This window comes from Bacillus jepli, assembly GCF_047238305.1.
In the GTDB taxonomy this organism is placed as follows: Bacteria; Bacillota; Bacilli; order Bacillales; family Bacillaceae_L; genus Ferdinandcohnia.
Genome location: NZ_JBDFMO010000001.1, coordinates 2,484,886 through 2,497,228 on the forward strand (window position 1 = coordinate 2,484,886; position 12,343 = coordinate 2,497,228).

Below are 12,343 nucleotides of genomic sequence, written 5' to 3' on the forward strand. Positions count from 1 at the left end.
AAATTCGATGTGTCATCTTCAACCGACTTTTTGAACTTCCTATAAGAGTTATTTTAGAGGTGTGTTACATACATATACATTATAGGAGGGATACTTAGTGGAGTTTTTTAAAGTGAAAATTGATGAGTACATCGCTACAATTTCCTTAAATCGTCCTCCAGCAAATGCATTATCAACTACTGTTTTGAAAGAGCTTACAAGTTTGCTAGAGACACTAGAGTCTAATGATGATGTTCGAGTTTTGGTAATACATGGGGAAGGGCGATTCTTCTCTGCTGGGGCTGATATAAAAGAATTTACAACAATCAACTCTGGTGAAGAATTTTCAAATCTTGCAAGAAAGGGTCAAACCCTATTTGAAAGAATAGAACGATTCCCAAAACCGATTATTGCAAGTATCCACGGAGCAGCCTTAGGCGGTGGGTTGGAGCTAGCAATGGCATGCCACGTCCGTCTTGTTAGTGAAAAAGCAAAACTTGGTTTACCTGAGTTGCAGCTTGGACTTGTCCCAGGATTTGCGGGTTCCGCACGCTTACCACGTTACGTCGGAATTGCTAAAGCTGCTCAAATGCTGTGGACAAGTGACCCGATTAGCGGCGTCGAAGCAGTCCAATATGGTTTGGCAAACCAGGCTTTCTCAGAAGAAAAACTTCATGAGGAAACGATGGAGATTGCAAAAAAGATTGCCCAAAAAAGCCCTTTAGCGTTAAAAGCAACTATTGAATTGTTAAACTCAATGAAAACTGAACAATATGATGCAACTGTTAAACGAGAGGCTGTTTTATTCGGTGAAATGTTCGTCTCCGAAGATGGACAAGAAGGAATATCTGCGTTCATCGAAAAACGACAACCAACGTTTAAAGGAAAATAATAGATAACAAGTGTTTAAGAATTACACATAGATTTTGACGAAAAAGCACAAAACCTTAGGAGGGAAACACATGAACATCTTTGTTATTTTGAAAAGAACATTTGATACAGAAGAAAAAATCGTTGTAAACAACGGCCAAATCAGTGAAGATGGTGCTGAATTTATTATTAACCCTTATGATGAATATGCGGTTGAAGAAGCGATTAGACTTCGCGATGCAAATGGTGGAGAAGTAACGGTTGTAACAGTTTCTACGACTGATGAAGCCGATAAAGAATTACGTACAGCGTTAGCCATGGGTGCAGATAAAGCCGTAATGATTAATACAGAAGATGACTTAGAAGATGGAGATCAGTTTACGACCGCCAAAATATTAGCTGAATACTTAAATGATAAGAATGCCGATATCATCTTAGGTGGAAATGTTGCAATTGATGGGGGTTCAGGTCAGGTCGGACCACGTGTTGCAGAACTTTTAGATATTCCTTATGTAACGACCATTACAAAGCTTGAGGTTGATGGCTCGAACGTAACAGTTGTGAGGGACGTAGAAGGGGACTCTGAGGTGATTGAAACTTCTTTACCATTATTAGTCACATGTCAACAAGGATTAAATGAGCCTCGATATCCATCCTTACCTGGCATTATGAAAGCAAAGAAAAAGCCACTTGATGAACTTGAGTTAGATGATTTGGATTTAGATGAAGATGATGTAGAAGCAAAAACAAAAACAATTGAAATCTACCTTCCACCTAAAAAAGAAGCGGGTCGTGTGCTTGAAGGTGAATTAGAAGACCAGGTCAAAGAACTAGTATCACTTCTTCATAATGAAGCAAAGGTAGTATAACCGAATTAGAAAAAAGTTTTTTGTATTCGATTTCAAAAAATCACTCAACTAATCTAGGGGGTTGCGCATAATGTCAAGAAAAGTTTTAGTTCTAGGAGAAGCACGAGATGGTGCGTTACGTAACGTATCTTTTGAAGCAATAGCAGCTGGTAAAACAGTGGCTGAAGGTGGCGAAGTCGTTGCAGTTTTAGTTGGAGACTCGATAAGTTCATTAGCAAATGAATTAATCCTTTATGGTGCAGACAGGGTTGTAACAGTAGAGGATGAAAAATTAGGATCCTATACTCCTGATGGATACTCTCAAGCTTTGCTAGCTGTTATTGATGCCGAATCACCAGAAGGACTAGTATTTGGACACACTGCATTAGGTAAAGACTTATCACCAAAAATTGCAAGTAAACTTAATTCTGGTTTGATTTCTGACGTAACGGCTATTGAAAGTGCTGGTGGAAACATTGTCTTTACTCGACCTATTTATTCAGGTAAAGCATTTGAAAAGAAAATTGTGACAGACGGATTGATAATCGCAAGTGTTCGTCCAAACAATATTAACCCACTTGAAAAAGATGAATCGCGTACTGGAGAAGTTTCATCTTTATCTGTTGACATTAAGGACTTACGTACAATTGTAAAGGAAGTAGTCCGTAAGGCAACGGAGGGTGTTGATTTATCTGAAGCGAAGGTTGTGATTGCAGGTGGCCGTGGAGTGAAAAGTGCAGAAGGATTCGAACCATTAAAAGAGTTAGCAAATGTTCTTGGTGGAGCGGTAGGCGCTTCCCGCGGTGCATGTGATGCTGATTACTGTGACTACTCCCTTCAAATTGGCCAAACTGGTAAGGTAGTTACGCCAGACTTATATATCGCTTGCGGTATCTCGGGAGCCATTCAACATTTAGCGGGGATGTCAAACTCTAAAGTAATCGTAGCAATCAACAAAGATCCAGAAGCAAACATCTTCAAGGTTGCGGACTACGGTATCGTTGGAGACCTTTTTGAAGTTGTGCCAATGCTTACAGAAGAATTCAAGAAATTAAAAGTAAATGCTTAATATATAGTGAAGCGAGCTAGTTAGCTCGCTTTATGTATGGATAACTTTTCTATTTACTCTTGAATAAAATATGGTATACTAATCAAGCGATGAGCTCAAATTGCATAAGTCGAGTTGACCTGCCTATTGGCAAGCACTATGTGGAGTGTTGTCTCTCGCCGCAATACGCAAAAAGACGTCCTTTGTGGGCGTCTTTTTTTATCTGTCATTTTATTTTCATACATATCAGCTTAAAAAGTTGGGGAAGATGAGTATAGTGTCTAGTCTTATTAATCCTTATTTAGCTAACTTTAGATTTTGAAGCAAATCATTCGTAAAATGATATTCCAGATGTTATACTCTTGTTATAATTTCAAAGTTGTAACATATTTAGGAGGGGTTTAAATGGCAATTACAAACGTAACGGATCAAACTTTTGACACAGAAACAAAAGAAGGTGTAGTTTTAGCAGATTTCTGGGCACCTTGGTGTGGACCTTGTAAGATGATTGCTCCAGTATTAGAAGAATTAGATTCTGAAATTGGTGACAAAGTAAAAATCGTAAAGCTTGATGTAGACGATAACCAAGAAACTGCAGCTAAGTTTGGTGTAATGAGCATCCCAACTTTACTTGTTTTCAAAAACGGTGAAGTTGTTGATAAAGTAGTTGGTTACCAACCAAAAGAAGCTCTAGCTGGAAAACTTGCTAACCATTATTAATCCAAAAAACAGCCGCTAGGCTGTTTTTTGTTTGCACTTTTTTAGCCAAAGGAATTCCTTATTTTTCACATACAACATCTCCGTAAAAATGTTACAATTAGAGGTACGGCTTATCTAGGTGCAGATGCACTAAGATACATTAGAATTTATAACAGATGGAGTGGTGAAAAATGCACGATCATCTTAAAGAAAAATTAGCGATATTACCGGACCAGCCTGGTTGTTATTTAATGAAAGACAGGCAAGGAACTATTATTTATGTAGGAAAAGCCAAAGTATTAAAGAACCGTGTTCGGTCTTATTTTACAGGTTCGCATGATGGTAAAACATTGAGACTTGTAAATGAGATTGAGGACTTTGAATATATTGTAACATCTTCAAATATTGAAGCTCTCCTATTAGAAATAAACTTAATTAAAAAATATGATCCAAAGTATAATATCATGCTAAAGGATGACAAGACATATCCGTTTATTAAAATTACTGCTGAAAAACATCCTCGTTTGTTGATAACCCGAAAGGTGAAGAAGGATAAGGGTAAATATTTTGGACCGTACCCGAATGTTCAAGCAGCAACTGAAACAAAAAAACTTTTAGACCGGATTTATCCATTACGAAAATGTTCAACTCTACCAGATAAGGTTTGCTTGTATTATCATATCGGTCAATGTCTAGCTCCTTGTGTGAACGAAGTATCTGATGAAACAAATAAAAAGATGGTAGACGATATTATTCGCTTTCTAAATGGTGGATATAAAGAGATTAAAGCGGAATTAACAGAAAAAATGATAAAGGCCTCGGAAGAACTTGATTTTGAGAGAGCCAAAGAATACCGCGATCAAATCACAAATATTGAAACAACAATGGAAAAACAGAAGATGACTATGACTGATTTTATCGACCGTGATGTTTTCGGTTATTCCTTTGATAAAGGCTGGATGTGTGTTCAAGTCTTTTTTATTCGTCAAGGTAAATTAATAGAACGGGATGTTTCTTTATTCCCATTTTACAATGAGCCTGAACAAGACTTCTTAACCTTCCTTGGCCAATTCTATTTGAAAGAAAATCATTTTAAACCAAAAGAGGTTTTACTTCCTAGTTCAATTGACCATGAGATTGCGGAGCAATTACTAGAAGTAAATGTTCAACAGCCTAGTCGAGGAAAGAAAAAACAACTAGTAGACTTAGCAACAAAAAATGCTAAAATCGCGTTAACGGAAAAATTTGCTCTCATTGAACGTGATGAAGAGAGAACAATCAAGGCAGTAGAAAACTTAGGCCAACGATTGGGAATATACACACCACATCGAATCGAGGCATTTGATAACTCAAATATCCAAGGAACAGACCCTGTTTCAGCAATGATTGTTTTTACGGATGGAAAACCAGATAAAAAGGAATATAGAAAATATAAAATTAAAACGGTTCAAGGTCCTGATGATTATGAATCAATGCGGGAAGTTGTACGAAGAAGATATAGTCGCGCACTCAAAGAAAACCTTCCATTGCCTGACTTAATCCTCATTGATGGAGGAAAAGGTCATCTCGCTGCAGTAAGGGATATTCTAGAAAATGAGTTAGGATTAGAAATCCCGTTAGCAGGACTTGCGAAGGATGATAAGCATAGGACCTCAGAGTTGTTAATTGGGGAACCACCTGAAATTGTAGAATTACCAAGGAACAGCCAGGAGTTTTATCTACTCCAACGGATTCAAGATGAAGTACACCGATTTGTGATTACCTTTCATCGTCAAGTTCGTGGGAAAAGTGCTTTTCAATCAGTGCTTGATGATATTCCTGGGGTCGGTGAAAAACGAAAGAAAGCAATACTAAAGCATTTTGGCTCAATCAAGAGGTTGAAAGAAGCAAGTATTGAGGAAATTCAGCAAGCGAATATTCCTCGTCCTACTGCTGAAGCCATCTATGAAAAATTAAAAGAATAGTCGTTGCTATTTTAAAAATACTCTGATATAATCCTAACTAATATAATATTACACTTCATTACGTTGAAGTGATGATAGAGGTGCAAGCTTTATCAGTATGCAATAGGAGGGGGATGAGCCCCTATGATGATTGCTGAAAGGAAAGTTTGCCGAAGTGAAAAAGGACTCATACCCTTTTTGGCTGGTCTTATGTTTAAGAGACGTAAGATTGTCAAGATGAATTAATCTTGGAGAGCTATCTCACGGTGTGACACGTTGTTTTTACGTATATCACAGCAATGAGATAATCTCATTGCTGTTTTTTTATTTTATTCAACTAAGGTTTAACCTCAGTTGAATAAAATAAGTGCCTCCGGCGGATGCCACAGATTTTTTAGAGGAAGTTATCGAGCATAGGATCAAAGACTAGGAACGCCACATCCTGTGGCAACGTCTTTGTGACCCACCTCGTGTGGGCCTAAAATCTGGGCGCAAATACGCCAAGGCGCATTTGATTAATTGAAGGAGAGGGTATAAGCATGGGGATCATCGTTCAAAAGTTTGGAGGCACCTCAGTAGGGTCACCGGATAGAATTAAAAATGTTGCTAATCGCGTTATTCAAGAGGTGGAAGCAGGAAACCAAGTTGTGGTTGTTGTATCTGCAATGGGTAAAACAACAGACCAGCTTGTGAGCCTAGCAAATGAAATTACAAGCTCGCCTAGTAAACGCGAGATGGATATGTTGTTAAGTACAGGTGAACAAATAACAATTGCTCTATTATCAATGGCCTTACAGGAACAGGGGCATGAATCTGTATCTTATACAGGCTGGCAGGCTGGCATTGAAACCGAAGCTATACATAGCAATGCCCGTATTGAAAATATTGAAGTTTCAAGAGTAAACGAAAGCTTAAAAGAAGGTAAAATTGTTGTCGTTGCAGGATTCCAAGGGATCAGTAGCTCTGGAGATATAACGACTCTTGGACGAGGTGGTTCTGATACAACCGCAGTTGCACTTGCAGCAGCATTGAATGCTGACAAATGTGATATTTACACAGATGTAACGGGTGTATATACAACAGATCCTCGTGTAGTACCATCTGCTCGTAAACTTCATTCCATTTCTTATGATGAAATGCTGGAGCTTGCGAACCTAGGTGCAGGTGTACTTCACCCACGTGCAGTCGAATTTGCAAAAAACTTTGAAATGCCGCTTGAAGTTCGTTCAAGTATAGAGCTAGAAAATGGAACCGTTATTGAGGAGGAAGTTTCAATGGAAAAGAATCTAGTTGTTAGGGGAATTGCTTTTGAAGACCAAATTACAAGGGTAACCGTTTCTGGATTACCCAATGAACTACACACACTTTCAACCATCTTTGGTACACTCGCAAAGAATGGTCTAAACGTAGATATCATCATTCAAAACCAGACAGATGAAAATCATACAAATATTTCTTTTTCAGTAAAAACTCAAGATTTACGCGATACATTAGCTGTTTTGGAAAATAATAGAGATTTATTAAAATATGAAAGCATCCAACATGAAGATGGGTTAGCGAAGGTATCGATTGTAGGCTCTGGAATGGTTTCAAATCCAGGGGTTGCGGCTGATATGTTCCAGGTACTTGCACAAGAAAACATTGAGGTTAAAATGGTAAGTACATCTGAAATTAAAGTCTCTACAGTTGTCGAACAAGCAAGTATGGTTCGTGCAGTTGAAACTTTACATGATTCGTTTAATTTAGCTGCAGTGGAAGAAGAAAAAGCAAAAGTTAAACTATAAACGAAAAATTAATCAGGGTCGTTCAGAGGAGAGTATTTGCCTTTGGGCGCCCTTTTGAATATAAAAAAACTGCACAAATTGTGCAGGAATTTAGTCTTCGGTAATATCTTTCTGATCCCATTTAACCGTAAAGATGATACTTTGAGCTCGCCTTTTTTGTTGTTCAAAGCTTTCAGTAATTCGGTTTTTCTGTTGTTGAATTTGTTGAGCAAGAAAACCGGATTCAAGTTGGAAGGTGCAAATATCCTTTCGTTTAAAACGAGAAGAAACTATGGCACCATCCAAATGAAATTCGATGGAGTTCTTATCCGAACGCTCTACTTTAAGGTCTCCCCATCCAGCATCATGAAAAAACGCAATAATTTCTTCAATCGTTGGTAAGGGGAATTTTCGGGCAAGGTTTTTTCCAGCCCAGTATAAAATCTGTGGAGTTTCTTTTCCAAGTAAATCAGGAATTAAAATTTCACGTATGAGTTCATATCCAAAAACAGAAACAGTCTGTTCGCTTAGGTTTATATTTTGTTCATTGATGTTCATGTTCTTCACTGCATTCCCCTCTTTCTCCATTCATTATTATAAACTATCGGGGATAAGAAACACATGAATTTTTTTGTTTCTTTTTGTCATATAAAATGGATTTGTACGACAGGTAAAGTCTAACAATAGTGTCTAATTATTATCAGATTCATGAATAAATTGTGGACGTGTTTCCTTGACGCTCTTACTTTATGGGAGTAAAATGAATTTGTTACATTATACTGATAAAAGAAAATTGCGGCTACATTTGTCTTTTTATCTATGAAAAAAGCAATTTGTAGTTTCCTGCAAAGGTTTTCAATTGTCAGTTTTTAATTCGTCCTTTTATATAATTTTGCAGGATGAGGAATGAAAATGAGGTACCAAAAAGGTACGGTTTATTATTAAGGGGGGGTAAATTAAAGTATGGCAGGTAATCGTGAGTTTTTTAATCGCAGGATTCATTCGTTATTAGGTGTGATTCCTGTAGGGGTATTTTTATTGGTACACTTAACAGCGAATAACTTTGCGACAAGAGGAGAAGAAGCATTTAACAGTGCTGCTGGTTTTATGGGAAATCTTCCATTTAGGATCTTTCTAGAGGTAGTTATTATTTATCTACCGTTAATATTCCATGCGATTTACGGTCTCTATATTGCCTTTACCGCAAAGAACAATGTGAGTAGATACGGTTTCTTCCGTAACTGGATGTTCTTCCTGCAACGTATAACCGGAATCATTACTCTAATTTTTGTAGCATGGCATGTATGGGAAACACGTATTCAAGCAGCTTTTGGAGCAGAAGTAAACTTTCAAATGATGGAAGAGATCCTAAATTCACCAGCAATGCTTATTTTCTATCTTGTTGGTGTAATCTCAACAATTTTCCATTTCTCAAATGGCTTATGGTCATTTGCTGTAAGTTGGGGGCTTACAATAACTCCTCGCTCTCAACAAATTGCAACATATATTACTGTCATTATTTTTATTGCATTATCTTACGTAGGTGTATCAACAATCTTAGCTTTCGTTTAAGAATTTAAATATTTGAACGTTCACGGTTACATATACAAGTTGAACGATCTCTTTATTGGGAGTGAGTTACTTTGAGTCAAGGAAAGATTATCGTAGTTGGTGGTGGATTAGCTGGGTTAATGGCTACCATCAAGGCCGCTGAAGAAGGAACACAAGTTGATTTATTTTCACTCGTACCGGTAAAACGTTCTCACTCGGTTTGTGCACAAGGTGGGATTAACGGTGCGGTTAATACAAAAGGTGAAGGGGATTCTCCTTGGATCCACTTCGATGATACAGTATATGGTGGAGATTTCCTCGCTAACCAAAAGCCAGTTAAGGCGATGTGCGAGGCAGCTCCAGGAATCATTCACTTAATGGACCGTATGGGAGTTATGTTTAACCGTACACCAGAAGGTTTACTTGATTTCCGTCGATTTGGTGGTACTCAACACCATCGTACTGCATTCGCTGGTGCAACTACTGGTCAACAATTGCTTTATGCATTAGATGAGCAAGTTCGCCGTCATGAAGTAGCAGGGCTTGTAACCAAGTACGAAGGCTGGGAATTCCTAGGAATCATCCAAGATGATGAAGGAATTTGTCGTGGTATCGTCGCACAGAACCTTCACTCTATGGAGATTCAATCTTTCCCTGCAGATGCTGTTATCATGGCTTCAGGTGGGCCTGGGATCATCTTTGGTAAGACAACTAACTCAGTTATTAACACTGGTTCTGCCGCATCTATCGTGTACCAACAAGGTGCATATTATGCAAACGGTGAGTTCATTCAAATTCACCCAACAGCAATTCCTGGAGACGACAAACTTCGCCTAATGAGTGAATCTGCTCGTGGTGAAGGTGGACGAATATGGACTTACAAGGATGGAAAGCCTTGGTACTTCTTAGAGGAAAAATATCCTGCATATGGAAACTTAGTCCCACGTGATATTGCAACACGTGAAATCTTCCATGTATGTGTTGATATGAAGCTAGGTATTAACGGTGAAAACATGGTTTACCTAGACCTTTCTCATAAGGATCCGAAAGAACTAGATATTAAATTAGGTGGGATTATCGAAATCTATGAAAAATTCATGGGTGATGATCCACGTAAAGTTCCAATGAAAATCTTCCCAGCTGTTCACTACTCAATGGGTGGATTATGGGTTGACGATCATCAACAAACAAACATCCCTGGATTATTTGCTGCAGGAGAATGTGATTTTTCACAACACGGTGCAAACCGCTTAGGTGCTAATTCACTATTATCAGCTATCTACGGTGGTATGGTTGCGGGTCCAAACGCAGCACATTACATCAAAGGACTTAAGAAAGGTTCAGATTCCATTTCATCAACTGTTTACGATAGCCATGTAAAACAAGAGCAAGAAAAATGGGATAACATCATGGCGATGGATGGTACTGAAAATGCATACATCCTTCACAAAGAACTTGGTGAATGGATGACAGATAACGTAACAGTTGTTCGTTACAATGACAAGCTCTTAAAGACAGACGAAAAAATTCAAGAGCTTATGGAGCGCTATAAGAACATTAATATCAACGACACTTCTAAATGGAGCAACCAAGGTGCTTCATTTACTCGTCAGTTACAAAATATGCTTCAGTTAGCACGTGTAATTACAATTGGTGCCTATAACCGTAATGAAAGCCGTGGAGCACACTATAAACCAGATTTCCCTGATCGTAATGACGAGGATTTCTTAAAAACCACAATGGCTAAATTTACTGGGAAGGATTCTGCACCTGCATTCCATTATGAAGAAGTAGACACTTCATTAATCGCACCACGTAAACGTGACTATACAAAGAATAAGGAGGAAAAGTAAGATGAGTGAAAAAACAGTTGAATTTCATGTAACTCGTCAGGATACTCCAGATTCTGAACCATATGTTTTAAAATTTAAGGTTCCATACCGTAAGAATATGAACGTCATTTCCGCTTTAATGGAATTTCGTCGTAATCCGGTAGATATTAATGGAAATAAAGTGGCCCCAATTACCTGGGATATGAACTGTTTAGAAGAGGTTTGCGGTGCTTGTTCAATGGTTATTAATGGTAAACCTCGTCAATCTTGTTCAGCACTTATTGACCAACTTGAACAACCAATTAAACTTGAGCCGATGAAGACATTCCCTATTGTACGTGACTTACAAATTGACCGTAGTAGAATGTTTGATTCATTGAAAAAAGTAAAAGCTTGGATTCCAATTGATGGAACCTATGATTTGGGTCCTGGTCCTCGTATGCCAGAGAAGAAACGTCAATGGGCATATGAATTATCAAAATGTATGACATGTGGCGTATGTTTAGAAGCGTGTCCGAACGTAAACAGCAAATCTGATTTCATCGGACCAGCTCCATTATCCCAAGTTCGTTTATTTAACGCTCACCCAACAGGTGCAATGAATAAGAGTGAACGTTTAGAAGCGATTATGGGTGATGGTGGACTTGCAAACTGTGGTAACTCACAAAACTGTGTGCAGTCTTGTCCAAAAGGTATTCCACTAACCACTTCAATTGCTGCTCTAAACAGAGATACATCGATCCAAGCATTCAGAAATATGTTTGGTAGTGACCAAGTCTAATAGAAATACGAAAGCACTCCTTCATGTAAATGGAGGAGTGCTTTTTTTCGAAAAGATATTTCAACATGGTGTCAACATATAGAAACCTCAAAAAATCCTTCTTTTCCATTAGAAGAAGGCACCACTTTACTGTGAAGTGAATAATCTTATGTAAGGGAGCTATTGGAATGAAACATATTACGTATATCGATGATATTGAGACATGGGAGAATGCATTTAATTTTTTCCAACCGATTCAAGTCCGCTTTTCAGAAACAGATATGTTTGGACATTTAAATAACACTGTACCCTTTACTTATTTTGAGGAAGCAAGAATTCAATATTTTAATAAAATTGGGTTTATGCAAAAATGGACCGACAAATCCAGTGAAGCAATCCCTGTTGTTGCAAGCCAACAATGTGATTATTTGAAACAAGTCTTTTTTGGGGAACAGCTTAAGTTATTCGTTAAAATAAATCACCTGGGCAATTCTTCAATGGATATTCATTATATGGCAAAGGACAAGGAAGGATCCATTTGTTTCGTTGGTAGGAGTACATTAGTTCAAATGTCTAAGCGAACAGGAAAAGGGGAACCATGGTCTGATGAGATGAAACATATGTTAAAAAAGCACCTAACCTATATGGTATGAGCTAAGTTGAACGAATATACCAATACATTAAAAAATGGACGCGAAAATGTCTACATATCAACCTTTTAACAGTCACAGCAATACTCTCCTTCTCATACTATATTGTGACTAAATATATACCCATCCAGTAGTTCAGCTCGAACCTTAGCAAGGAGGGTTACAATACTTGAAGGAGAAAGAGTTTCAACCAAAACCGCTACTAACAAAAAGAGAGAGAGAAGTTTTTGAATTACTAGTTCAAGACAAAACAACGAAAGATATCGCAAGTGAACTATTCATTAGCGAAAAAACAGTTCGTAACCACATTTCGAATGCGATGCAGAAGCTGGGAGTAAAGGGGCGTTCTCAAGCAGTTGTAGAGCTCCTTCGTATGGGAGAACTTGAACTTTAAGTATTA

Annotated in this window: 12 protein-coding genes and 1 riboswitch; of the genes, 11 read left to right on the forward strand and 1 reads right to left on the reverse strand. The window is 38.0% G+C overall.

All coding sequences use genetic code 11. The features are described 5' to 3' along the window. The first annotated feature begins 97 nt into the window (after positions 1 to 97). From ABC371_RS12730 to ABC371_RS12755, 6 genes are all read left to right on the forward strand, one after another. Positions 98 to 871 (forward strand): enoyl-CoA hydratase, encoded by a 774-nt coding sequence (locus ABC371_RS12730; RefSeq protein ID WP_412897129.1) that lies wholly within the window; start codon positions 98 to 100, stop codon positions 869 to 871. Between the two features lie 70 nt (positions 872 to 941). Then, on the forward strand, positions 942 to 1,718 hold the full coding sequence (locus ABC371_RS12735; RefSeq protein WP_412897130.1) for an electron transfer flavoprotein subunit beta/FixA family protein: 777 nt from the start codon (positions 942 to 944) through the stop codon (positions 1,716 to 1,718). A gap of 70 nt (positions 1,719 to 1,788) precedes the next feature. Then, a complete protein-coding gene (locus ABC371_RS12740) occupies positions 1,789 to 2,766 on the forward strand; it encodes an electron transfer flavoprotein subunit alpha/FixB family protein (RefSeq protein ID WP_412897131.1) in 978 nt (325 codons plus the stop codon). Positions 2,767 to 3,150: 384 nt separating this feature from the next. Beyond that, positions 3,151 to 3,465: a thioredoxin gene (gene trxA, locus ABC371_RS12745; RefSeq protein WP_412897132.1), complete on the forward strand. Its 315-nt coding sequence runs from the start codon at positions 3,151 to 3,153 to the stop codon at positions 3,463 to 3,465. A gap of 170 nt (positions 3,466 to 3,635) precedes the next feature. Next, positions 3,636 to 5,408, forward strand: a complete 1,773-nt coding sequence (gene uvrC, locus ABC371_RS12750) for an excinuclease ABC subunit UvrC (RefSeq protein ID WP_412897133.1) — start codon at positions 3,636 to 3,638, stop codon at positions 5,406 to 5,408. A gap of 67 nt (positions 5,409 to 5,475) precedes the next feature. Further along, a riboswitch (Lysine riboswitch) is annotated at positions 5,476 to 5,654 on the forward strand. A gap of 272 nt (positions 5,655 to 5,926) precedes the next feature. Further along, positions 5,927 to 7,171 (forward strand): aspartate kinase, encoded by a 1,245-nt coding sequence (locus ABC371_RS12755; RefSeq protein ID WP_412897134.1) that lies wholly within the window; start codon positions 5,927 to 5,929, stop codon positions 7,169 to 7,171. Positions 7,172 to 7,261: 90 nt separating this feature from the next. Here ABC371_RS12755 and ABC371_RS12760 read toward each other — a convergent pair whose 3' ends face one another. Beyond that, positions 7,262 to 7,717, reverse strand: a complete 456-nt coding sequence (locus ABC371_RS12760; protein WP_412897135.1) for a YslB family protein — start codon at positions 7,715 to 7,717, stop codon at positions 7,262 to 7,264. A gap of 396 nt (positions 7,718 to 8,113) precedes the next feature. Between ABC371_RS12760 and ABC371_RS12765 the strand changes: the two genes are divergently transcribed. The 5 genes from ABC371_RS12765 (at position 8,114) to gerE (ending at position 12,337) form a co-directional block, all read left to right on the forward strand. Further along, complete coding sequence (locus ABC371_RS12765) at positions 8,114 to 8,722, forward strand: succinate dehydrogenase cytochrome b558 subunit (RefSeq protein ID WP_412897136.1); 609 nt, start codon at positions 8,114 to 8,116, stop codon at positions 8,720 to 8,722. 71 nt (positions 8,723 to 8,793) lie between these two features. After that, positions 8,794 to 10,554 carry a succinate dehydrogenase flavoprotein subunit gene (gene sdhA / locus ABC371_RS12770; protein ID WP_412897137.1) on the forward strand — a complete coding sequence of 587 codons (1,761 nt, stop codon included), beginning with the start codon at positions 8,794 to 8,796 and terminating at the stop codon, positions 10,552 to 10,554. Position 10,555: 1 nt separating this feature from the next. After that, positions 10,556 to 11,314, forward strand: a complete 759-nt coding sequence (gene sdhB, locus ABC371_RS12775; protein WP_412897138.1) for a succinate dehydrogenase iron-sulfur subunit — start codon at positions 10,556 to 10,558, stop codon at positions 11,312 to 11,314. A 167-nt stretch (positions 11,315 to 11,481) separates the two neighbouring features. Continuing rightward, positions 11,482 to 11,946: an acyl-CoA thioesterase gene (locus ABC371_RS12780; protein ID WP_412897139.1), complete on the forward strand. Its 465-nt coding sequence runs from the start codon at positions 11,482 to 11,484 to the stop codon at positions 11,944 to 11,946. Between the two features lie 166 nt (positions 11,947 to 12,112). After that, positions 12,113 to 12,337 (forward strand): spore germination transcription factor GerE, encoded by a 225-nt coding sequence (gene gerE, locus ABC371_RS12785; RefSeq protein ID WP_010678342.1) that lies wholly within the window; start codon positions 12,113 to 12,115, stop codon positions 12,335 to 12,337. The last annotated feature ends 6 nt before the right edge of the window (positions 12,338 to 12,343 follow it).